Source organism: Bradyrhizobium sp. 27S5 (assembly GCF_037217225.1).
Classification (GTDB): domain Bacteria; phylum Pseudomonadota; class Alphaproteobacteria; order Rhizobiales; family Xanthobacteraceae; genus Bradyrhizobium; species Bradyrhizobium septentrionale.
In genome coordinates this window covers 1884225-1907825 of sequence record NZ_CP147714.1, presented here as the reverse complement: position 1 = coordinate 1907825, position 23601 = coordinate 1884225, and the positions used below count along the sequence as shown (strand labels likewise).

The following is a 23601-nucleotide window of genomic DNA, read 5'->3' as shown; positions in this document are numbered from 1 at the left end:
CATGCGTCGTCATCGACGGGCCAAGATCGTTGCAACCGTCGGCCCCGCCAGCAGTTCTCCCGACATGCTCAAGGCGCTGCTGGAGGCGGGCGTCGATACGTTCCGCCTGAATTTCAGCCACGGAACCCAGAGCGACCACGCCAGGATTCACGCCGCGATCCGAAAGCTGGAACAGGAAGTCAACCGGCCCATCGGCATTCTGCTGGACCTGCAGGGCCCGAAGATCCGCGTCGGCACCTTGCGCGATGGCAAGATCATCGTCGCGGCCGGAGAGACCATCCGCTTCGTGCTGTCCGGGTCGGATGGGGATCGTGGCGCGATTCCGCTCCCGCATCGGGAAATCTTTGCGGCCGTCGCTCCCGGTCACGATCTCTTGATCGACGACGGCAGGGTCCGCGTTCGCGTCACCGGGCTGGGTGACGATTTCATCGAAGCCAAGGTGATCGTCGGTGGCACGATCTCGAACCACAAGGGCGTCAATCTACCGGGGACGGTGCTTGATCTTTCACCACTGACGACAAAGGACCGTCTCGATCTGGAGTTCGGCCTGAAACTCGGCGTCGACTGGGTCGCCTTGTCGTTCGTGCAAAAGCCCTCCGATATCATCGAGGCGAGAAGCCTGATCGGCGACCGCGCCGGTCTGATGGCCAAGATCGAGAAGCCCGCAGCGCTTGAGCGGATCGACGATATCATCCAGCTGTGCGACGCCATCATGGTTGCGCGGGGCGACCTCGGCGTCGAAATTCCACACGAAGACGTGCCGGGCCGTCAGAAGGAATTGGTGCGGGCCTGCCGGCTTGCCGTGAAGCCCGTGATCGTCGCCACGCAAATGCTGGACTCCATGGTCGCCGCCCCCACGCCGACCCGCGCCGAAGTCTCCGACGTTGCGACCGCCATCTATGATGGCGCCGATGCGGTGATGCTGTCGGCGGAATCTGCCACCGGCCGCTATCCGCAGGAGGCGGTCGAGATGATGGACCGCATCATTCGCAGCACCGAGCAGCACAAGATGTACCGCTCCATCGTCGAGGCCACCCAGCCGGGCGAAGAGCAGACCGCGCCCCATGCTGTGGCAACGGCCGCGGCCGACCTCGCTTCCGTCGTTCACGCCAAGGCCATCGTGGCCTATACGTCGAGCGGAACGACCGCCGCGCGCGTGGCGCGCAAGCGGCCGAGCTTGCCGATCCTCGTCATCACCCCGAGCCGCGAAGTGTCCCGCCGCCTGTGTCTGCTGTGGGGCGCTCACAGCGTGCTGTCCGACGACGTTCGCAGCTATGAGGAGATGGTCGAACGCGCGACTGCATTCGCGCTTGCGGAGCAATTCGCATCAAGCCGGGATCTGCTGGTTGTCGTCGCCGGCATTCCGTTTGGACAAGCGGGTACAACAAACAATCTGCGCGTCGTTTCGCTCCCGTGACAGAACCAGGATTGCGTCATCAGCCCATCGCCAAGGTCGTGGTTTGCCGGAGCATCGCGTGGGCCATGCTAGCGAGGAGGCGCTGCCGTTCTTCCCAAGATCAGCCGGTATCTCGTCCGTCAGGTAGAGGATGAGATCGCGAGCGTGGCAAGAACGGTCCTGTTGCTGATCTCGAGTTTGCGGAAGATGTGGTGGAGATGAACCTTGATGGTTCCGTCGGCCACCTTCAGACGGCGGCCAATCTCCTTGTTCGACAAGCCTTCCGACACCAAACGCATGATCTGACGCTCGCGCTCCGTCAGCACCGCAAGATACTTCTCCGGAATCGCCGTCGGTGCACGAGAGATGACTTCCTCGGACGCGGGCGGCGGCAACATTCGCTGGCCGTCGGCGACCTGCCGCAACATCTGAATAAGGGTTTCAGGCTCCTCCTCGCTCAGGATGACGCCGTAAGCCCCCGCTGCCGCCAACAGGGCGAGATCGCGATCCTCAACAGAGGTGGCGAGGAAAACGAGCCGCACACCAGGCGTCCCGGAATTTGCGATATCTGGCGTGGCCTGCGCAAAGATGTCAGGCATCGACATGTCCAAAATGGCGATGTCGGGCGCGAGGCTCCGGATTGCCTTGAAACAGCTCGCTCCATCATTGCAACGAGCAACAACTTTGAAATCACGCTCTGCTTCGAGCAGACAATTCAGACCCAATAAAACGACCGGATATCTGCTAGCAATTACCACACGACTGAAATTCATTTACGTCCAATCCCTCAGTCCCTCCAATTCAGCAACGCGCCCATTTCATTAAGAAGCTACTCCAATATGAGGCTTTTCAGTAAGCTTTTGTTGTTGCGGCGCCCCGTGAATCTACTGGCCGAGCGCCAAGCACATGCGATTTGCGCAACGTTTGATTGCAACGCGGACCCAACTAACCCCAAGCGAGCGTCCAAAATGCCTATAACCAACGGTATATAGGGATATTGGGGATTAGCATTTAAAATTCCTAAATATTGAGAGACTGGACTCGGGATTTTTCGTCCCAAATTTGTGTCCAAATCTACCAAGTCTGAAGAGTGGTTTTGTTGCGTTTTTTTAGCTGGGCGGTCCATCAAGAAGAATGAGCCGGATTCAACTGACCCGCCCCCTGTATCATTGTAGCGTCCGGGAGAGTTTCCATGAGACGGCGATATCCTTTTACTGCTGTGCTTGTTGGTGAAAATAGTCTTCGCAAAGAAGGTCTTGCCAGAATTCTGAATTCCGAGAATTTTCAAGTCCTTACTTCAATATCCGATGCCAACGATTTGCTAGGCGATGACGCGCTTCAGAAGGTGCCCGTTGCTTCAGCATTGTTTCTGATTGTTCACAATGGCGATGATTTTCGCCCGACAATCGAGCAAATCGACTCCCTCAAGCGCCGTCACGCCGACGGACGCGTGGCGGTCGTCGCAGATCAATATCGACTGAGCGATCTGGCGGCCGCATTCCGGGCCGGTGCCACCGGATACTTCATCGACGTGATGAACTGTGACGCGTTCATCAAGTCCATCGAGCTCGTCATGATGGGCGGGACGGCATTCCCGCCGGCATTCCTCACCTCCGCCCTCGACGCCGAGAAGCGCGACGTGGACGATGCTCCCGCACCCGCCGATGCCAATCATGTCGTCGCAAAGCCGGATGACAAGCTTGCCCAGCAACTTTCGCCGCGGGAAATTTCAATTCTGCAGTGCCTGATCGAAGGCGATTCCAACAAGTGCATCGCGCGCAAGATCAGCATTGCCGAAGCCACGGTGAAGGTTCACATCAAGGCGATCCTTCGGAAGATCCGGGTTCAGAACAGAACCCAGGCAGCGATCTGGGGGTTGAACCATCGGTCTGCGGCGTGGGCGAACAACAACAGGGCCACGCATCAGGCCGCTGATGGAGCTGAGCGGCCTCTCCCTCCTCAGAGAGAACTTCCCAAGATCGCGCTGGCGGGTCGACCGGCACCACTTGGCGCAATCGACCACGCGGCGAACTATTTTGACGTGTCGCTCGCAAACGGCCACGTCCGCAAGGACTCAAAAATCGACGGGGCGATCCGGCTACGTAAATAGCCGAAACCCGTCCAGTTCGGTATCCCGCCGGGTAACCTTCGGCGGGATGCTGGGCTTCGACTATATGCCGCACAGATCGATGCGATGCGCGACGGCCAACACGGCGGTTCGCGCAAACGTCGGCGGTTTGCTTATCGTTCCCGCAACGATTCCTGCTGGTGTCTTGCCAACGGCGAGAGCAGATAGCTGATGATCCTGCGGGTACCCGTCTTGATCTCAACCGTCACCGCCATGCCAGGACCGAGCTTGACTTGCTTGTCCTCGACCTGCATCTGCGTGCGGTCGAGGGAGACACGCGCAGCATATTCCAGCTCCTGGCCTCTCGACTCGCTGCTGCCACTCTGCACGCTCCCCTGCGCCCGATCATTCGACGCGCCCTGCGGTCTGTCGCGCGTGATCGCGTCCGACGATACGCTGAGGACTTCGCCGTGGAGGAGCCCGTAACGGGTGAAATTGAATGTATCGACCTTGATCTCCACCTGCTGTCCCGGATGAACAAATCCGATATCGCGATTGGAGAGCATGGCTTCGATCTCGAGATGGCTCTCGCTGGGAACCACCACGGCCAGCGCCTGCGCCTGCGCGACCACGCCTCCCACAGTGTGAACGGCAAGTTGCTGCACCACGCCATCGACCGGCGCCGTCAACTGCTGCAGCTTTGTACGCTGCTCCGCCTTCACCACCTCTTGCGCAACGCCCGCAGCCTTCTGCTCCGCTTTCGCAAGAGCATCATAGGTCGTACGCCGATATTCGGCGGCGGACCTTTCCCTCGTTTCCTTCAGCAAGGCAATGGCGGCGTCGGACTCGTGCAGCCGGCTCTGCTGCAGGATGAGATCCTGCTGAAGGCCGACCAGGTCCTGATACTCGGAGAGATAGGTAACCTTGGAGCCGAGCGCCTTGTCGAGCAGCGTTTTCCGGATTTCGACCCGCTCGGTGAGCACCGGTATCGTGGCCTGGATCTTCCCGACGTTCGCAGAAATGGTCGACCGTTCGGCGTCCTTCTGGCCTTGCTGCCGCTCGATCTCGGCAAGCTTGGCCTGCTGCTCCGCGCGCTGGCTGATCAGAAACTGACGATGCAGATCGATATCCGCGGCGCTTGCGCCGCGCGGCGGCTGGAAAGCCGCGAGCGGATCGTCCGCGAGCGCCGCGCGAAGCCGCGCAACTTCCAATTCGGCGGCCAGCAGATCGCTGCGGTAACGCTCCTGATCGGCTCCCGTCATCGTGGGATCCAACTCGATCAGGACATCACCAGCCTTTACGCGCTGTCCGTCTCGCACATGGATCGCACGCACGACGCCCGACTCGAACGGCTGAATGAGCTTGGTGCGCCCACCCGGCACGATCTTGCCGGTCGCCGTTGCGACGATATCGACGTGACCGAGCGATGCCCATAGCAGCGCGACGCAAAATGCCGCGATAATGCTCGCCCCAATCGCGCGCCCGATCGGTGACGGCGGCGATTCTGTGATCTCAAGGGCCGCCGGAAGAAACGCTATCTCCTGCTCGCGGCGGCGAACCTCGGCTTTTGGAAACGGAATGATGTTCCGGCTAGCGAGCGTCATTGGATACCTGCCTGCAGCTGGTGCAGTCTCGCGTAGCGTCCATTCGAGCGGATCAACTCATCATGGTTGCCGTCCTCGACGATGCGGCCATGTTCGACCGAGATGATCCGGTTTGCGTGACGTACGGTGGAAAGCCGATGCGCGATCACGAAGACGGTCCGACCGGCAGAAATCCGCTTCATGTTCTGCTGGATCGCGCGCTCGCTTTCGTAGTCCAGCGCACTGGTCGCCTCGTCAAAAATGAGGATGCGTGGATCGGTGACCAGCGCCCTGGCAATCGCGATGCGCTGGCGCTGTCCGCCGGAAAGACTGCTGCCGCGTTCACCCACGACAGTGTCATACCCCTCGGACAGCTCCAGGATGAAATCGTGGGCGCCGGCGAGCGAGGCCGCCGCGATGACACGCTCCATTGGCATGGCCGGGTCAGCGAGCGCGATGTTCTCGCGAATGGAGCGATTGAAAAGCACGTTCTCCTGCAGCACGACGCCGATCTGACGCCGAAGCCAGGCGAGATCGACCATCGCAAGATCGACGCCGTCGATAAGCACGCGCCCGCTTTCCGGCACGTAGAGGCGCTGGATCAGCTTCGCGATGGTGCTTTTACCCGAACCGGAAGACCCAACAATTCCAATAACTTGCCCGGGATCGACACTGAAGGATACGTTGTGCAGCACCTCGGGACCGTCGAGGCGATAGCGGAACGTGGCGTGCTCGAATGAGACCTGGCCACGGATCGCCGGCAGCGCAGCGCGGCCGGGACTGGAGCTCGGCTCGGGAATGGTGTTGAGGATGTCGCCAAGCCGATCGATCGACAGCCGCGCCTGATGGAAATCCTGCCAGATCTGCGAAAGCCGCAGCACCGGCATGCTCACGCGTGACGCCAGCATGTTGAATGCGACGAGTTCACCGACCGTCAGCGCGCCGTCGATCACGAGCCGGGCGCCGAAATACAGGGTTGCCGCCACGACCAGCTTGTTGATCATCTGGACCGACTGGCTCGCCGTATTGTTCAAGCTCAGCACGCGAAAGCTCGCGGCTACATAGGCGGCGAGCTGCTCCTCCCAGCGACGCTGCATTTGCGGCTCGACCGCCATGGCCTTCAGCGTTTCGACGCCGGAGACGCTCTCGACCAGGAAGGCCTGGTTCTCGGAACCGCGATCGAATTTCTCGTCGAGGCGCCGGCGAAACAGCGGCGCGGCGCCCGCCGAAATGCCAATATACAACGGGAACGACGCCAATACGATGAACGTCAGCGTCGTGGAGTAGTAGAACATCACTGCGAGGAACACGACGGTGAACAGCAGATCGATCACGAGCGTGAGCGCCGAGCTGGTCAGGAACTGACGGATATTCTCCAACTCGCGGACGCGCGCCACGGAATCGCCGACACGGCGGGTCTGGAAATATGCAATCGGCAACGCCATCAAGTGATGGAACAGCCGGGCGCCAAGCTCCACGTCGATACGATTGGTCGTGTGCGCGAACAAATAGACGCGCAGCGTCCCGAGGATGGTCTCGAAGACCGTGAGCGCGACAAGGCCTGCGACCAGCACGTCGAGCGTGCTCATGCCGCGATGCACGAGCACCTTGTCGATGACCACCTGGAAGAACAGCGGCGAGACGACCGCGAAGACCTGGAGGAAGAACGATGCGACCAGGACCTCGCTAAGCAGGCGGCGATACTTGTGGATTGCGCCGAAGAACCAGCTGATGTCAAAGCGCCGGGAGGTATCCGTCAACGCCGCGCGCCGCGTCATCAAGATGACGTCGCCATTCCACACGGCCTCAAGCTCGGCCTGGGTCATCATCTGAGGCTGGGGATGCGATGGACGCTGAACGAGGAGCTTGTCGTCGACGACCTTGCCGAGAACCAGGAATCCGCCGTCGCGCAACACGGCGATCCCCGGGAGCGGCGTTACAGCAAGCCGATTCCAGCTGGTTTTCTGCAACCGGGCCTTCAGCCCGAAACTCCTGGCGCAGCGGACGATGTCGGTGACGCCGAGGCGGGCCGCACCGGTCCGGTGTCGAATCTGGTCCGGGTCGGCCGCGATCCCATGGCAACGCAGCATGACCGCCAGAGCCATCGGCCCCGAGTCGTCGCCGCTGTCAGGTTCGATTGCGCTGGTCTCAACCGCGACATCGCGGCGCGCGGACCACATTGGAAGCTCGCGGACGCGTCGCAGCAGGCTCTCGCGCAGCTGCCGCAGTCGCGGCAGGCTCTCGCCCAGCTGCCGCATCAGATTGCGCCCGCGCGCGCTCAAACCAGCGAGCAGATCAAGCGCCTGGCGCGCGACCGGACGCGAATCGGCCGAGATCAGACGGCCGTCCCAGATTTCCTCGAATTCGGCGCGCGTGACGCGCCGCGGATGCGACGACGACGGATGCAGCACAAGCGCTTCGTTGCCGTCGACTTTGCCGAGCAGCAGAAATCCACCATCCCGCAGCGCCGCGATTCCGGGCAACCGGATATTGGCAAGCCGCGTCCAATCCGTCGTCCACGAGCAGGCCTTGAGATCAAATTCGCCGGCGCAGCGGAGCATTGCGCGGATATCGATCGCCCGGCCTCCGCAAAGATCACGGATCTTGTCGAAGTCAGTGCTCACACCATGAAGTCGCAAGAACAGAACCAGGGCCCGGAGCCCAAGGTCTGCGGCATCGGCATTTCCATTCTGGATCGCCATTTATCAACTCGATTGTTCTGCGGTCACGCGACCGGCTTCAACAATTCCTTATTATGCATTCGCAAAAAACGAGGCAGTATCGAACGCAACTGCCGAACCGGTCAAATCTCGTTTCCGCGCCGCCGATCGACGGCGCGGAAACGCTGCCGGATAGGCCGCAGCATCAATGCTGCGGCTTGCTCAGATACGATTGTTCGTTCCAGCTCCCTCCCTGCGCAACGGCCGTGAGGAGCTGCCCCACACCACTGCTGCCGTGATGGGTTGCCAGATACTGGCTCAGCACCGCAAAGTTCAGATTCGCCGATGCGCTCATGGTGGAAGACGCTGGCGGCGGGTCCGTCACCGTGATGCTCTGCGACGCAGACCTCGTGACGGAGCCGGTCGACGGGTCCGTTGCAGTCGCCGTGATCGAGAGCGTAGCAACCGGATGGTCGCTGCCCCGGTAGTTCGACTGCAGCGTCAATCCACTTTCGACCTGCGCGGCGGTCAGCGTGATGTCTCTCCCGCCCTTGTAGGTGCGGCCATCGAGGTTGTCGGTGATGGTCTCGTACCTCGGCAACCCCTTGATGGTCACGGTCACAGCATCATTCGGGTCGGTGGTCGCCACCTTGACACCCAGGTCGACGGTCCCGCCTCTTCCGTCCACCGACAGCGAGGTATCCGCGATCATGAGCACCGGCGCGACGGACGACGTCGGCGTTGACGGCGCCGTGACGCTCGGAGAGATCTGCAGACCGGCGAACGTCTTCACTGCGCCGGCAAGATTCGCCGCGGCACCGCCGGCGTCGCTGATGCTCGCACCGCTGGGCAGGTTGACCCCGGTGATGGCAAGGGCGGACGTCTGAAGATCGGTCGACGCAACGGTCGTTCGGAAGGTGAGCGCGCTGGTCCCCGAACCGCTGACATAGGTAGCGGTGCTGCCATCATTGAGCGACAGCGTCGGTTTGCCGGCCACATTCACGGCCTCGTTGAACCCGAGCGTAAATGTCACGGCATCGCCAACATGCTCGACCCCCGTCCCCGGCGAGGCGACAACCTGCGTCACCGTCGGCGTAACCGCTGGCGTGGTCGGCTGAGACGGTAGCGTGGGGCTCGTCGGATCGATCTGGAGACCGGCGAACGTCTTCACCGCACCGGCAAGATTCGCGGCGACGCCGCTGGCGTCACGGATGCTCGCACCGCCCGCAAGGCTGACCCCGGTGACGGCAAGGGCCGACGTCGCTGTATTGGTCGACGCAACCGTCGTTCGGAAGGTGAGCGTGCTGGTCCCCGAACCGCCGACATAGGTAGCGGTGCTTCCGTCATTGAGCGTCAGCGTCGGCTTGCCAACCACGTTCACGGCCTCGTTGAAGGCGAGCGACAATGTAACGGAATCGCCAACATGCTCGACCCCCGTCCCCGGCGAGGCGACAACCTGCGTCACCGCCGGCGTAACCGCTGGCGTGGTCGGCTGAGACGGTAGCGTGGGGCTCGTCGGATCGATCTGGAGACCGGCGAACGTCTTCACCGCACCGGCAAGATTCGCGGCGACGCCGCTGGCATCACGGATGCTCGCACCGCCCGCAAGGCTGACCCCGGTGACGGCAAGGGCCGACGTCGCTGTATTGGTCGACGCAACGGTCGTTCGGAAGGTGAGCGCGCTGGTCCCCGAACCGCTGACATAGGTAGCGGTGCTTCCGTCATTGAGCGTCAGCGTCGGCTTGCCAACCACGTTCACGGCCTCGTTGAAGGCGAGCGTCAATGTAACGGAATCGCCAACATGCTCGATACCCGTCCCCGGTGAAGCAGCAACCGACGTCACCGTCGGCGTAACCGCTGGCGTGGTCGGCTGGGTCGGTGGCGGGGGGCTCGTCGAACTGACGTTCGCTCCGGTGACGGAGCCGGCGCTGCCGGGCAATCGATAGAGCTGGATCTCGTCGATCTGCATCTGCATCGTCGAGGGGGTAGAGCCATCAAGTGCAGTATGCCAGCCGGCCGCGTTTGAATTCGCGACCTGATTGCTCATGATCAGCTGCATCGGCTGGTTCGGAATCTGCACCTGCGCGCTGGTCACCGTCGCGATCTGTCTTCCGTCGAGGTACCAGGTGATCGATTGGCCGGGCACCCAATTGATGCCGTAGGTATGGAAGCCGGCCGTGAGATCGACGCCGGTGTCGACAACACCGCCGACCGTCCCTGACGGCGAGTGAAGATGCCAGGAGAAGGCCTGGTTTGCCGGTCCCGAGCCGGTATATCCCCCCTCCTGGATATCGATCTCGAAATTGTCGCCGCTGTTCGAGCCTGCGCCGGGCATCAGCCAAAGCCCTGGCCATGCACCATTGCCGCTCGGCGCCTTCATGCTGATCTGAAGGTAACCGCCGTTAAACTCGAAGTTGCCGTAGCTGCTGACGGCGCCCGACGTAATCGGAAATGACTGCACCGAGCCCTGATTCATGCCGGTGACGGTCTGCTTGGCCGCCGTGAGATTCAGCAGACCGTTGCTCACGGTCACCTGGCTCGGCATGTCGTAATCGGCATCGTACGCGCCGCCCGGCCCGCTTCCACCCGATCCATAGCTGTTCCACGCCCAACCGTTGGCGGCGCGACTCGTGATGTAGGTGTGCCAGTCGCTGTCTAGCGAACTGGAAAAGCTGTCCTGATAGACGAGATTGCTTGACGTAAAGCCTGCTGGTGCGGCAAGGGCCATTCCATGTTCCTTCCAAGGATTGAACTAAGAATTCCACCGTCGCGAACCGCGCGACGTACCGCATGCTCGCAGCGCATGGCGCCGCGGGCAGATTTCAGTCCAGTAGCGATTCGGTAGTACGCCCCTTCGACTGCTAGGTCGGTTGGCTAAAGATCAAGTATGGCGAAAAATCGTTTCAAAATGATCTTCTCACAGGCGTTTTTTGCCGCAGCGCGCCCCATTCGGACGGTGCGTTGGCGCTCAATTTTAACATTGGCTAGGATTTAATTCTCTGCGGCGGCTATGCGAAAAAGCCGTTACGTGGAGGCCGCGTTGACAAAGTGGCAAGGGTGCCATCCGCCAAGACGTCGCGATCACGCAGGCGTGTGTGGACCACTCACGTGCTAGATGTGGCGGTAACCGTCGGGATTCTTCAGCTGCCAGTGCCAATGATCGGCGCACATCTGCGCCAGCGACCGCGCCGATTTCCAATCCAGCGTTCGTTTCGCAAAGCTCGGATCGGCACAGCAGATCGCGACATCGCCGGTGCGGCGATCTGCGATCTCGTACGGAATTGACCTGCCGCTCGCGGCCTCGAAAGCGCGAACGACCTCCAGGACGCTGCTGCCGCTTCCCGTTCCCAGATTGACCGTGAACACGCCGGGCTGCTCGAGGTGGCGCAAGACACTGAGATGGCCGGCAGCAAGGTCGACGACATGAATGAAATCCCGGATACCGGTGCCATCCGGAGTGTCGTAGTCGTTGCCCCAGATCCGCAGCTTCGCACGCCTTCCAATCGCCACCTGCGCCACGAGCGGCACCAGATTGTTCGGAACGCCGATCGGGTCTTCTCCGACAAGCCCGCTCTCGTGCGCGCCGGCCGGATTGAAATAGCGCAGGATGCCGATGCGCCAATCGTCCTCGGCGCGATAAAGATCCTTCAGCATTTCCTCGACGATCAGCTTGGTGCGACCGTATGGATTGGTCGGCGCGAGCGGATGCCTCTCGTCAAGCGGCAGATAGGTTGGCATGCCGTAAACGGTGGCGGACGAGCTGAAGACAAGCGTCTTGACCTTCGCCCGCTTCATTGCCGACACCAGCCGCATCGTCCCCACGACATTGTTGTCGTAATAGGTCATGGGATCAGCGCTGGACTCGCCAACGGCCTTCAGCCCCGCAAGGTGGATGACCGCGGTCACGCCACATGCACGAAGCACCTCAAAGACGGCCTCCTCATCCCGGATGTCGACGTGTCGGAAAACAGGCGCTCGCCCGCAGATCGCTTCGACCCGATCGAGAGAGGCCCGGTTGCTGTTGCAGAGATTGTCGATCGCCACGACATCGAACCCCGCGTCCAGCAATGCGATGCAGACATGGGACCCGATATAGCCAGCGCCTCCCGTCAACAAGATCATGTCGATCACCGTGTCAGTCCAACAGGCCTTCCGTGCAACGCCGCTCTAGGATCTCCAGATCTGGGCCCGCGACGACAGATTCTGCGAGAAATCTTCGGCCATTCCGCCGAGACGCGTCGCGGTGTAGGCAAAGGCGGTCAGGCAAAAGCCGGCTACAATCGCCCCGGCCCGCCGGGCGGAGCTGAATTTGCCAAGCATCGCGGCCTTGAGCTCGCTCGCCACGGCGCGCGGCAATACTTCGCGAACATAGCGCTGTTCGGTCTTGAGTCCGTCGCCGGAGCCCGCGAGATTCCTCAAGACCGCCTTGGCGGTGCCCTCGATCAAGCAGCGATTGACGAAATACGCCCACGTCGCCCGCTGCGCCGGCACGACATGGTGCACCCGCGCTCGCTGGCGATAGGCAAAGTAGCCGCCGGGAAACAGACGAGAGGCGCGGATGCAGAGTTCGGTCTCTTCGCAGCTTTCGGCCTTGCCGCCGATCCGCGCGCGACCGCTGACGGAAAATCCAAGCTTGCGGCGGCCGAGATCCGAGGCGAAGCCACCGGCGCGGCGCAACACATCGGCGCGCACTGACATGTTGGCGCCGATCGGGTTGCGAATGCGCCCGTCCTGCACATCCATGCCGGCATAGGTGCAGCCGACGACCCAAGCGAATTCGGCAGGAAACCAGGACGGCGGCGGCGCCTGCCACATTGGCACCACCGGTCCACCCGCTCCCAACACCGCCGGATCCCGATAGGCCTCCAGCAGATCCTCAAGCCAGCACGGGTCGGCAGCGGCATCGTCATCCAGGAAACAGATAACCGACGCCGTGGCGTGCTCCGTTCCTGTCATGCGGCCACCCGACAAGCCGGGTTTCCCGGCATTCGCGAGAACGGTGACGCCGGCGAATTCCTGCGCGGCCCGCGCTCGCAGGGCTTCGTTGTTGTCGATCACCACGATGATTTCCCGGGGCGCGCGGGTTTGGGCGCGGACTGACGCGACGGCGCGTTGCAGCTCGCCCCAGCGGTCGAGCGTGTGCGCGCAAATCACCACAGATGCGTCGATCATGGCAGCTTCCGTCCGTTGTCCGGGGCCCGGTTCGTTTCCTGGGACCGCGTCGCCCGCGCTGTCGCCGCCTTGAAGGCATTCCAGATCGCGCTTCCGTCATTGCGGATATCAAACTGATCATGCTCGTCGACGGGAAAGCGCCCGCTGTCCTGACGCGACACCAGCCGCCACACCAGCCACCCCGCGCAATCGGGGTCGCGGCCAAGCTTGTCGAGCCACATGGCGTAGGCAGCGGCAGCGTCCGGATTGGAGCGGGCGTAGCCGAACTCCTCGAGCAAAACGGGCTTGTTGGCGCGAACACCCAACTGGCAAAACTCGGTGATGGTGTCGCCGAACTGCTGAACCGTCTGGTTGAAAAAGAGCGGGTAACCGTGCCAGGTCCCGTAATCGAGGGTGGGAATCGTCAGATCGGACAGCTTGTCGGAGGCGCTGATATTTCCGGCATTTCCTGAACTGACGAGATGATTGGGATCGAGGAACTTGACGTAGGCAGACATCTCTCTGGTCCAGGCCAATCGCAGGCTCTCCGGATTCGCATTGCCTTCGTTCATCAACTCCCAGGCCATGATGATCGGATCGTCGCGGTAGGTGATCCCGGTGAACGAGTTGACGCGCTCCACGACATGGCGAACCCAGGTCATGTAATCGCGCCTGGTGCGCCGGTCGCGAAAGAAGAACCCGGACTTGTCCTGGCTTCCATACCAGGCCCGCATTTGCTGAGCGCCGCCCGTATAGTCCCAGAAGTCGAGGAAGGCGATGATCAGTCTCAGGTGTCGCTTGCTGGCTTCGGCGATCAGGAAATCAATCTTCTGCATTCCGTTCGCGCCATCATTGATGGCCATCCCGCCTTCGCGATCGTCCCAATAGAGCAGGTACGTCCCCTTGACGCCGAGATCGCTCGCGTCGGCTTGCAGCTTCCACTGCCAGACTGTCGCCATGCTGCCGTCAAGCGATCCGATGACCGGCTGAAGAAAGGTGCGGACCACGTTGGCGCCCATCGCCACCGCGTCGTCGAGAACGCGGGTGACTTCGTTCTCCGAACCGAAGGTGAGATAGTGGTTGTTCACGCCGGTCACAAAGAACGGTCTGCCGTCAAGCGCAAAGCGCGTTCCCTGAGCCTTGACGAAGGGTGTTGCCGGCGGACCGTCTGCCGCTTGCCCCTCCGCCGCGCTGGCAATTGTTGGGGTAGATAGCAGAGCACACACCAGTACACGCAGTCCGGTGTTGCGTAGCCTGTCTCTCGCCCATTTCCAGCCAACAATCATGCCTCCACGTGACTATCGCACGCGGCCGAGCGCAACTTCCCCGAAGGGTTACTCCCTTCGGCGCCGCGCCCCCGAAGGGCCGGCTTCCGATCAAGTGAAGGTGATTAACCGGCAGGCGAGGAAGGCATTGGCTGGAGTATCCAGCGCAGGCTGCGCGTCTTCATCGGCGCGGCAAATCGCCGCCGCTTGCGGATCGGCATGACCTCAGACAGAGATCAGTTTGTGCTTGAAGGATCGGCGCAGCGCCCGCGGGATCGCCTGTCACAAGGCAAGCACATGACAGTGATGCGGCCAGCATGTGACCAAGTTCGGAAACTGTGACGCGCTCTGCGCGCGCCTTACCCGGAATGCTGGATCGTGTGCCACATTCGGCTACGCTCGCCGCCAAATTGCAGACGGCCCTCGTGCTGCGCCACTTCCATCGCGAACGCCTGCGAGCTGCGCATATGAACATCGATCAGGGCATCGACCATGGTGCGTCGGCCGGTCCACAGCTGCGACATGATTCCATCCGCCAACGAACACGAGTCGATCGCGGCGATCTGACCGGATTCAAGCAGCTCGTCCGTAATCCTGCTGATCAGCAGAGCCCCTGGGGAAAAGCGCGCGAAGGACGCATCGAATGCGGTCTTCCACGTATAGGCCTGGCGGCCGCTGTAGATCAGGACTTGGCCAGCGATCGCAACGTCATCGACGCGCAGCAGGGCGACCGAGGCCAGGTTGTGCGCGGCGAGGTTTCGGATCAGCTGCCGGGCAAATTGTGCGTCGCCGGCGTCGCACAGCAGCGCTGTACCCTCCTCACCCTTCCAGCTCGCCGCCTCGAGCGCGAGAAAGACCTCGAACGCGGCTTCCGTTTCGGCCGGTGTCCGGCCGTTCACAATCTCCGCCTTTCCTGTCGCGGAGAGCCGATTCCAGTCCTGACGCAGCTTCTTGCGGGTCGATCCCGATTTCTTGGTCCCTGAGCACCGATCGGCAAACGGGCGTTCGACGCGCACAAGCTCGCGGTGCCGGCCCACGCCCTCGAGCTGCCGGAGCATCGCCGGGTAGACAACGGGGTCAGCTTCGAACGACCGCAATCGGATGATCTTGGGCAGGCGGAGGTCGTGCCTGATCACGTCAAAAAACGCTGCCATCACCTCGTCAGCGCGAGCACGGTCGATCACGGCATTCGAGGTGGACGCGTAAATCGGGATCGCTTCCAAAAAAGCGGGCGTGGTCGGCAAATTGCGCCTTTCGCACAAGGCCCAGAAGCCAACCGGACAGCGAGGCTCCACCCCCTCGTCCCACGCGATCAGGACGTGGATCTCGGCAAAGCCGGTCTCGGCAGTGGCAAGCAGCGCCGCAGGATGCATGAACGCATTGCCGTCGACGCGCGCAACGAGATCGTTCCACGGTTCGCAGAGTTCTGCACTCGGCGAGCAGCGGTACGCTGCAATCAATCCATTCTTGGCCCGTTGCCAGCCGACATTCATGCGTCCAAATGACCTTCCCGGCCGGCCGAGCGCAACCTCCCCGAGGGATTACCCCGTCTGACATCACGCATCCCAGCGCTGTTTGGGCCATAGTTTTGCAGCCGATCGCCCTGGCGTGACCGTGTGCCGTCAGACCGAAAAAGGTGCTGCCTTTCCTCATCGGCAAGGCACGCGGTCACGGCGGGCGAAGAAACCGAACGGGCTCGGGGAGTGAATGCGCGTTTGCCTGCATCTTGATCCGTCGCGGCTGCTGCGCTGGCATCTGTGGCTCGCGGAGGCGCTTGCCAAGAATCCTCGCAACGAGGTCTCGTGCACCTTCGGCTCCGATCGCCACCCGATGCCGCAGATTTGCCGCTGGCTGCTCGAGCTGGAGCGGCTCGTCTACGGCGTTCGCGGAGATTGTGCCACCGATTCCATCCCGGCCGCACTCCGAGCGCTGCCGCCCCCGACCACCACGCCGGATGTCGTGATCAATCTCAGCGGCGAGACACCCGTCACGCGCGCACGGCGCGTGCTGACACCACTCTTCAACGGCGTCCCCGGCGAAATCGGAGTGATGGCAGCGCTGACGAACGGTGAGGACCTGCTCGTCGAGCTGCACGATACGACTTGCCCCTGGGGTCCGTGGACGGCGCGCCCCGCCAGCGCAGACCGCGACGTGTTCGCGGTGAGCCTTGATGGCACCCTCTCATGCGCTATCCTTCTGATCCTCAAGGCGGTACGCGGGGACAAGCGGGCAGCTGCATCCGATGCCGCCCGTCCACGGATGACCAGCCCTCCAGGCAGCGCTGCGGCCCTCATTTGGGCGAGTCGCACGGTGGCATCGAAGGCCATTCGTCTCCTGAATATCATTGCAAAAGGCGGAAAGATGTGGGCCGTCGGCTGGCGCCGCAACGAAGGGACAAGCCTGCTCGACAAGGGCAAAGCCGTCTTCAAGGTGCTCGCTGCGGATGCCGACAGCTATCTTGCCGACCCGTTTCCGTTCAGCCACCACGGGCAGGATTTCATCTTTGTCGAGCAGTACTCCTACCGGAAAAAGCGGGGATGCATCGCGGTCGCGAGAGTGAACCCCGACGGCACTACCAGCGCGCCGCGGATCGTCCTGGAGGAGCCGCACCATCTCTCCTATCCGTTCGTGTTCGAGCGGGACGGACAGATCTGGATGATCCCGGAATCCGGGGAAGCGAGCAATGTCTGCCTCTATCGGGCCATCGAATTCCCCTACCGGTGGACCCGGGAAGCGTGCCCGATCGACCGCGTCGAGGCCTACGACTGCACGCCGCTGTTTCGCAACGGCCGCTCGTGGTTCTTTGTCACCCCGAGACGGTGGAGATCCTCGGCATGGGACGTGCTCGAGGTCTACCACGCGGAGGGCCTGACCGGGACCTGGGTACCTCATGCCGCAAACCCAATCCTGATCGACGCCTCGCTCAGCCGTCCTGCCGGCGCCTTCATCGAGCACGGCGGGCAAATCCTGCGCCCGGTCCAGAACTGCTCCCGCGGTTATGGCGATGCGATAACGCTATGCCGGATCGATGCGCTCGGACCGTCGGAATTTGCTCAAACCCCGGTTGGGGTCATCCGAGCGGCAAGCTTCGGCTGCCACACCTACAATCGCGGGTCTGGCCTCGAGGTGATCGACATGTTCGGTCGCGTCAGGCGATTGCGAGAGGTCACGGCCTCCTACGAGCCGCTGTCACCTGAGGTGTCGGCCGCGGTGAACCGACAATCCGTCCTGTCTTCAATTCCGGCTGATGTCGCTTGAAGAAGGACGGGCGGTTGCTCTCCCGCACGATAGAAATCATCACCGGCGAAGTGGTTGCTGATGCAGGACTATTTCGTCGGCATCGGAAGCGATCTGAACGGATAACTACAAAGAGCTAACCACCTATCGTGCTTCCACTGTGAAGCGGCATCAGCGATCCTTGGCGTCGAGGGTAGCCGGAAGAGGGCCGCAAGGAGAGACTTCAGCGTTGGTAATCTCCCGATCTCTTTTTCATTTCAACTTCTGTTTTTATTTAGTGCGGGAGGTGCACATATGGGCCGATTAAGCACATCCGTAGATGTGGCCGTCATAGGCGCCGGCCCCTACGGCTTGTCGCTGGCTGCGCATCTGCGCGCACGCGGTGTGGAGCACCGGATTTTCGGTGAACCCATGGGGCCCTGGAAGCACAACATGCCACGCGGCATGCTGCTGAAATCATATCCTTGGGCAACAAGTCTCTCCGATCCCGGATCGGAATTCACGGTGAAATCGTTCTGCACCGAACGCGCCATGCCGTATCATGACGTGCTGACGCCGCTGACGCTCGACCGATTCATCGAGTACGGCGAGGCGTTCCGGATGCGGTACGTGCCCGCCGTGGAAAGCAAGGTCCTCACCGCGTTGGAGACCGCCGATGGCGGCCTTCGCGCCAGTTTTGACGACGGCGAGACGATCAACGCGCGGCGCATCGTGGTGGCAGTCGGCCTGCAGCCCTTCGAGCACCTGCCGCAGGACGCCGCGCATTTGCCTGCCGAGTTGTGCTCGCACAGCGGCAAGTACGGTTCGCTCGAAGCATTGGACGGCAAGGAAGTCGTCGTGGTCGGATCCGGATCGTCCGCGACAGACCTCGCCGCGCTGCTCCATGAACGAGGGATTTCAGTTGCGCTCGTCGCGCGCGCACGGCAACTGCGTTTCGCCAACCGTCCCCATAACCGCTCTTCCATCGAGCGTGCGATGGCGCCGTTGAGCGGCATCGGCCCGGGTTGGACACTGGGGGCCTACGCAAAGTATCCTCAGCTCATCCGGCTGCTGTCGAAAGAGCGGCGTATCAAGATCGCCAACCACGAGGCGCTTGGCCCGCTGGGCGGCGCCTTCGTGAGGGACCGCGTTGTCGGAAAGGTGCCGACGCTACTCGCCACTTCCCTCCAGAGCACCGAGACCCGCAACGGCAAGGCCGTGCTCAATCTGGTCGACGCTGGCCATGCCAAGCAATCGCTGCAGGCCGATCATGTGATCTTCGCGACCGGGTACAAGATCGATGTCAGCCGGCTCGGCTTTGTGAACCAGGCGCTGCTTCGCAACATCCGTCTTGAAGAGGGTGCGCCGCAGCTTTCGTCGCATTACGAGACGTCGGTGCCAGGCTTGCATTTTATCGGTCCCGCCGCAGCAAACAGCTTCGGCCCGGTGTGTCGCTTCGTATACGGGACCTATCATCCTGCGCGGACTCTTGCCCAACACCTATCAAGTATCCTTGTCCGGTCGCGGCCTGCGGTGCAGGTCCGGCCATTTGATCGTACGGTGCTGCCATGAACGCTCCTGTCCCCAACAATCTCTCCTACGTCAGTACCGTATGGGTGCCTGACCCGGTCAATCTCGCGCTGGCACACTCGCTGGCGATGCCGCGGGTGAGCTTCGTGGTCCCGACACTCAATGAGGCCAAGAACCTGCCTTGGCTGCTGCCGCGTATCCCGGCATGGGCACACGAAGTGATCATCGTCGACGGACGTTCGACCGACGACACGGTTGCGGTGGCGCGCAGCCTGCGCGAGGACGTGAAGGTTGTGATGGAGCCACGGCGCGGCAAGGGCGCCGCCCTGCAGGCCGGTTTCCGCGCCGCCACCGGCGATATCATCGTCATGATCGATGCCGACGGCTCGATGGTGCCGGAGGAAGCCATCGTCTTTGTCGGCGCGCTGATTGCGGGCGCGGATATGGTCAAGGGCTCGCGCTTTCTCCAGGGCGCAGGGACCGACGACATGTCGTTGTTCCGGATGCTCGGCAATTGGGGGCTCACCCTGATGGTGCGGCTGCTCTATGGCGGCTCGTTCTCCGACCTCTGCTACGGATACATGGCATTCTGGACCAAGCACGTCCCCACACTCAATTGCGACTGCGACGGGTTCGAGATCGAGACCCTCATCAACGTACGGGCCTTGAAGAACCAGCTGAACATCGTTGAAGTCCCGAGCTTCGAGGCTCCACGCATCAGCGGCCTGAGCAATCTGCGCGCCATTCCGGACGGCTGGCGCGTCCTCAAGACGATCCTGCGCGAGCGGGTGCGGTCTCCCGCCTCTCTTGTTGCCTATGGCTATCCATAGGCGGCACGGGCGGATCGCAAGTCCAGGTGGGTGAGCCGAATGCGTATCCTGATGGTTGCCGCTCGCTGCCACCCCTTCGTCGGCGGTATCGAAACCCACATCCAGGAGGTGGGTCCTCGCCTGGTGGCGCGCGGCTATTCGGTCGACGTGCTTACAACCGATCCGTCGGGAAAGTTGCCGGTTGAGGAGAACGTCCGTGGCATGAGCGTGCGGCGCGTGCCGGCCTGGCCGAAGGAATTGGATCTCTATATCGCACCAGAGGTCTATAGCGCGATCCGGCGCGGCACATGGGACCTGATCCATTTCCAAGGCTACAGCACTTTTGTGGTGCCGATCGGATTGCTTGCTGCCGTCCGCACTCAAGTCCCGTTCGTCCTGACCTTCCATAGCGGCGGGCATTCCTCGCGGCTGCGCAATGCCGTGCGCGGCACCCAGCGCGCGGTGCTCCGTCCGCTGGTGGCGAAAGCCGCGCGGCTGATCGGGGTCTCTGAATTCGAGGCCAGTTTCTTCAGCACCAAAATGGGCATCCCGCGGGAGCGGTTTGTGGTCATCCCGAATGGCGCCGCGATGCCGGCCGCCAGCCCCGGCGTCAATGTCGATCCCAGCCTGATCGTCTCGAGCGGCAGGCTTGAGCACTACAAGGGCCATCACCGGGTGATTGCGGCCATGCCGGAGTTGATCCGCAAGGTGCCGAACGCGCGCCTGCACATCGTCGGGACTGGGCCTCACGAGGGCGCGCTGCGCCGTCTCGTCAGTACGCTTGGTCTTGAAGATCGCGTCACCATCACGGCCATCCCGGGATCCGAGCGGCAGAGAATGACCGACCTGCTGGCGAGCGCCGGTCTGTTCGTGCTGCTCAGTGAATACGAAGCTCACCCCGTTGCCGTGATGGAAGCGTTGTCGCTGCGCCGGCCTGTCCTCGTCAGCGACACGTCAGGGCTGAGCGAGCTTGCGACCAACGGCCTGTGCCGCGCGCTTCCGCTCAATGCGAACCCGGGCGAGACCGCAGCCGCCATGGCCGAGGAACTCGCGGCGCAGCGAGAGATCCCCGACCTGGCCTTGCCGGATTGGGATGCCTGCGCGCAAGCGCTGAGTGACGTCTATCGTGATGTGGCGGGCAACCGGTCGACTGTCAGTCTTCCGCACGACGGCGCACTGGACTTGCGATCCGCCACGAGGGTTCGGGGCGGATGATACGAGCCCATTTCAACGCCGAAATCGCGATCGCACCGGCGCGGGCTTGGGTGCATTCCATCCTTGCCATTATCGGCCCCGACCTGCGCGGCGACGATACGACGTCGGAGCCTGCGAACGCGAACTGGATTGCGACGCTGTGCCTCATCGTCGCCACGGGCCTGCTGCTGGTTGTGGCCGGACAGGGAGCCGGTCGTCGCGGCGCTGAAATGGCATCGCTGCTGTTCTGGTCGGGCACCATCCTGGTGATCGCTCCGACCAGCTTTCGCATCGCTTGGCCGGGTGTGGCCCGCAGCGAGCGTCTCTTCCTCCTGGTTCTCCTTGCCGGAGCCCTGTTCTTCCACAAGAGCGTCTATTCGCCCACGGGTCTCGGGTACCACGACGAATTCCTGCATTGGGCCGCAGCTGATGACCTTGTGACCGCCCGCCGGCTCTTCCTGCCCAATCCATTGTTACCGATCGCGTCGGCGTATCCCGCCCTCGAGATCGTGACGACGGCGATCATGAATCTCACCGGCCTGCCTTTATTTGCGACTGCGACCCTGCTGTTGGCGGTCCTGAAAGGCACCCTCGTCGCAGCCATGTTTCTGTTCTACGAGAGGATTACCGGGTCTCCGCGCATCGCGGCCATCGGCTGCCTGACATACATGGGCTGCTCGACTTTCGTGGTGTTCGAGTCGATGTTCTCCTACGAGAGCCTCGGCTTCGTGCTGTGCATGTTGATCCTCGCGGTCGAGGCTGGATCGAAGGATCTTGCCGGGCGACCAAAATTAAGCGCGCTCGGTCTGATTGCTCTTCTGTTGGCGAGCCTGGCGGTCACCCATCATGTCACGGCGGCCTTTGTCGCTGTCTACCTTGGAATGGTGGCGGCCCTGGAGGCATTGCGGCGGGACGTCTCACTCCGGTTCGAGGCAAGGATCGCCATGGGCGTCACCGCGGTGCTTGCCATCGTTATACCGCTCGTATGGGTGATGGCGCACGGCAATCCCTTCACTGGTTACGTCGGCCCCGTGGTCGAATCCGGCTTCAAGGCACTGCTGGCAAAGGTCCTGGGCACCAGCACCCCACAGTCAGAGCAGGTGGCCGCGCCGTCCCAGCCCCTCTTCATGCGCCTGACCACCTTGTTCGGTATCCTGTTCGTGGCCCTCGGGTTGGCGACGGGCTTCTTTCGATCGTTGGCCATGACAGCGCCGGGCAATCTGCGCTCAGGCTGGCTTGCAATCTACGGCATTCTGAAACGACGCTGGACCGACAGCCGCGTCGTACTGCTCACCGTGCTGGCCTGCGGCTTTCCTATCTCGGTTGCGTTCCGCTTGACCGTGAACGGATGGCAAATCGGCAACCGGATGGGAACGTTTGTCTTTATCGGCGTCGGACTGGTCGTCGGGGTGGGTATCGTCCATTTCTGGCAGGGTCGCGCCGCCCGCGGTTGGCGCCGGATCGTGCCATCCACTGCGCTGGCGGTGATCGTCATGAGCGGGGTCACTGCGGCATCGGTCGATCCGATCCGTGGCCGCTACAGGGTGGCTTCGGACGCGCAATCCATCGAGCACCTCGGAATCGAAACGGCGCTCTGGACCAAGGAGTGGCTTGGACCCGGCAACCGCTTCATCGGCGATCGGGTCAATCGTCTGCTGCTTGCCGGCTACGGCCGGCAGGACGTGAGAACCAAGCTCAATGATGCCGTCTATGCTGCCCGCGCGTTCAGGAACGAAAAACTCAGTTCAGACGATTTCTACGCTCTCGCCAGGAGCGAGCTTGATTTCCTGCTGGTGGATCTCCGCCTGACCACCGGGTCGCCGGTCCTAGGCTTCTACTTCGAACCGTGGGAAACGCAGCAAGGAAAGCGGCTCTCGGCTGCCGAGTTGCTGAAGTTCAATGACGTCAAAGGTGTCACACGCACCTACGACAACGGCTCGATCATCATCTACGACATAAGAGGACTGCATGCCGAGCCCTGACAAGCGCGACCTTTTCGGTGCCTGCTTGTGGGCAGGAGCCACGGTGGCCCTGGTCGCGGCCAGTGACAGCACGTTCCTGCGCTTCATCCTGGGCGTGCCGATGGTTCTCCTCATCTCCGGTCATGTCGTGCTGCGCGTTATCGGCGTAAGGAACTCGTCGCTGTCCGAACATCTTGTCTGTTCGATCGGTGCGAGTCTCGCCGTCACCATCGCCGGAGGCTTTGTGCTGAACGCGATCGGCTCGCTCACTCCGCTTGGCTGGGCGTTCTGGTACCTGGCGGTGACAACGGGGGCGATGCTACTGCCTGCCAGCGGCAGCGATGTCTCGATTCCGAGCGCCTGGCCTGGTTCAGTGCGAATCCGCTCCAGGCAGGGAGCTGCGGTCGCATTGGCGATGCTTTTGGCAACGGGAGCCTACGCTCTCGCCGTCCGCGATGAGGCCAGCGACCGGCAGTTCAAATACACCGAGCTATGGATGTTGCCACCGGCCAAAGGAATTCCGGGCCAACTCGTCGTCGGCGTTCGCAGTGCAGAGACCGAGGCTCGGCGATACGACCTGGAAATCACCCTCAACGGCCAACCGTTCGCCGTCTTCCGCTCGCTGACGATCGCGCCGGGCGACACCTGGGTGCGGAAGTTCTTCGTGCCCGTCCTGGCCGCCCAGCAGAACGCCGAGGCCCGGCTCTACCGGCCGGACGACAACCGGCTTTATCGCAGGGTCTCGGCCTTGGTGCCGGGTACCTGAGG

General features: G+C 62.3%; 16 protein-coding genes and 1 pseudogene. 8 read left to right on the top strand and 9 right to left on the bottom strand.

From position 1 onward, the window contains the following. Window position 1: 1 nt before the first annotated feature. Entirely contained in the window at window positions 2–1417 is a 1416-nt protein-coding gene (gene pyk / locus WDM24_RS09050; protein WP_338830924.1) for a pyruvate kinase, read from the top strand. Between the two features lie 119 nt (window positions 1418–1536). On the opposite strand, the gene WDM24_RS09045 is transcribed toward pyk, so the two are convergent. Then, entirely contained in the window at window positions 1537–2169 is a 633-nt protein-coding gene (locus WDM24_RS09045; RefSeq protein WP_338696912.1) for a response regulator transcription factor, read from the bottom strand. 419 nt (window positions 2170–2588) lie between these two features. Here WDM24_RS09045 and WDM24_RS09040 point away from each other — a divergent pair, with 419 nt between their 5' ends. Continuing rightward, window positions 2589–3506: a response regulator transcription factor gene (locus WDM24_RS09040; protein WP_338696910.1), complete on the top strand. Its 918-nt coding sequence runs from the start codon at window positions 2589–2591 to the stop codon at window positions 3504–3506. Window positions 3507–3637: 131 nt separating this feature from the next. Here the strand turns inward: WDM24_RS09040 and WDM24_RS09035 are convergent, their stop codons facing one another. The 8 genes and pseudogenes from WDM24_RS09035 to WDM24_RS09005 all read right to left on the bottom strand — a co-directional run bounded on the left by WDM24_RS09035 (window position 3638) and on the right by WDM24_RS09005 (window position 15616). After that, complete coding sequence (locus tag WDM24_RS09035; RefSeq protein ID WP_338696908.1) at window positions 3638–5068, bottom strand: HlyD family type I secretion periplasmic adaptor subunit; 1431 nt, start codon at window positions 5066–5068, stop codon at window positions 3638–3640. After that, window positions 5065–7227 (bottom strand): type I secretion system permease/ATPase, encoded by a 2163-nt coding sequence (locus tag WDM24_RS09030; protein ID WP_414645751.1) that lies wholly within the window; start codon window positions 7225–7227, stop codon window positions 5065–5067. Before WDM24_RS09030 ends, WDM24_RS09035 begins: the two co-directional genes overlap by 4 nt. Window positions 7228–7428: 201 nt before the next feature. Further along, window positions 7429–7749, bottom strand: a pseudogene (locus WDM24_RS44495) (cysteine peptidase family C39 domain-containing protein); the annotation flags it as partial. A gap of 163 nt (window positions 7750–7912) precedes the next feature. Then, window positions 7913–10435: a glycoside hydrolase family 16 protein gene (locus tag WDM24_RS09025; protein ID WP_338830922.1), complete on the bottom strand. Its 2523-nt coding sequence runs from the start codon at window positions 10433–10435 to the stop codon at window positions 7913–7915. 383 nt (window positions 10436–10818) lie between these two features. Further along, on the bottom strand, window positions 10819–11829 hold the full coding sequence (gene galE / locus WDM24_RS09020) for a UDP-glucose 4-epimerase GalE (RefSeq protein WP_338696901.1): 1011 nt from the start codon (window positions 11827–11829) through the stop codon (window positions 10819–10821). Between the two features lie 45 nt (window positions 11830–11874). Next, entirely contained in the window at window positions 11875–12879 is a 1005-nt protein-coding gene (locus WDM24_RS09015) for a glycosyltransferase family 2 protein (RefSeq protein WP_338830921.1), read from the bottom strand. Then, a complete protein-coding gene (locus WDM24_RS09010) occupies window positions 12876–14144 on the bottom strand; it encodes a beta-mannosidase (RefSeq protein WP_338830920.1) in 1269 nt (422 codons plus the stop codon). The genes WDM24_RS09015 and WDM24_RS09010 overlap by 4 nt, the downstream gene beginning before the upstream one ends. A gap of 338 nt (window positions 14145–14482) precedes the next feature. Beyond that, window positions 14483–15616: a GNAT family N-acetyltransferase gene (locus WDM24_RS09005; protein ID WP_166303252.1), complete on the bottom strand. Its 1134-nt coding sequence runs from the start codon at window positions 15614–15616 to the stop codon at window positions 14483–14485. A gap of 214 nt (window positions 15617–15830) precedes the next feature. On the opposite strand from WDM24_RS09005, the gene WDM24_RS09000 reads away from it, so the two are divergent. The 6 genes from WDM24_RS09000 (at window position 15831) to WDM24_RS08975 (ending at window position 23599) form a co-directional block, all read left to right on the top strand. Beyond that, on the top strand, window positions 15831–17381 hold the full coding sequence (locus WDM24_RS09000; RefSeq protein WP_166303249.1) for a glucosamine inositolphosphorylceramide transferase family protein: 1551 nt from the start codon (window positions 15831–15833) through the stop codon (window positions 17379–17381). A 273-nt stretch (window positions 17382–17654) separates the two neighbouring features. After that, a complete protein-coding gene (locus tag WDM24_RS08995) occupies window positions 17655–18911 on the top strand; it encodes an FAD-dependent oxidoreductase (RefSeq protein ID WP_338830919.1) in 1257 nt (418 codons plus the stop codon). Beyond that, window positions 18908–19699: a glycosyltransferase family 2 protein gene (locus WDM24_RS08990; RefSeq protein WP_338696891.1), complete on the top strand. Its 792-nt coding sequence runs from the start codon at window positions 18908–18910 to the stop codon at window positions 19697–19699. The genes WDM24_RS08995 and WDM24_RS08990 overlap by 4 nt, the downstream gene beginning before the upstream one ends. 39 nt (window positions 19700–19738) lie before the next feature. Beyond that, window positions 19739–20893, top strand: a complete 1155-nt coding sequence (locus tag WDM24_RS08985) for a glycosyltransferase family 4 protein (RefSeq protein WP_338830918.1) — start codon at window positions 19739–19741, stop codon at window positions 20891–20893. Then, window positions 20890–22854: a hypothetical protein gene (locus WDM24_RS08980; protein WP_338830917.1), complete on the top strand. Its 1965-nt coding sequence runs from the start codon at window positions 20890–20892 to the stop codon at window positions 22852–22854. The genes WDM24_RS08985 and WDM24_RS08980 overlap by 4 nt, the downstream gene beginning before the upstream one ends. Further along, window positions 22841–23599, top strand: a complete 759-nt coding sequence (locus WDM24_RS08975) for a hypothetical protein (RefSeq protein ID WP_338830916.1) — start codon at window positions 22841–22843, stop codon at window positions 23597–23599. The genes WDM24_RS08980 and WDM24_RS08975 overlap by 14 nt, the downstream gene beginning before the upstream one ends. The last annotated feature ends 2 nt before the right edge of the window (window positions 23600–23601 follow it).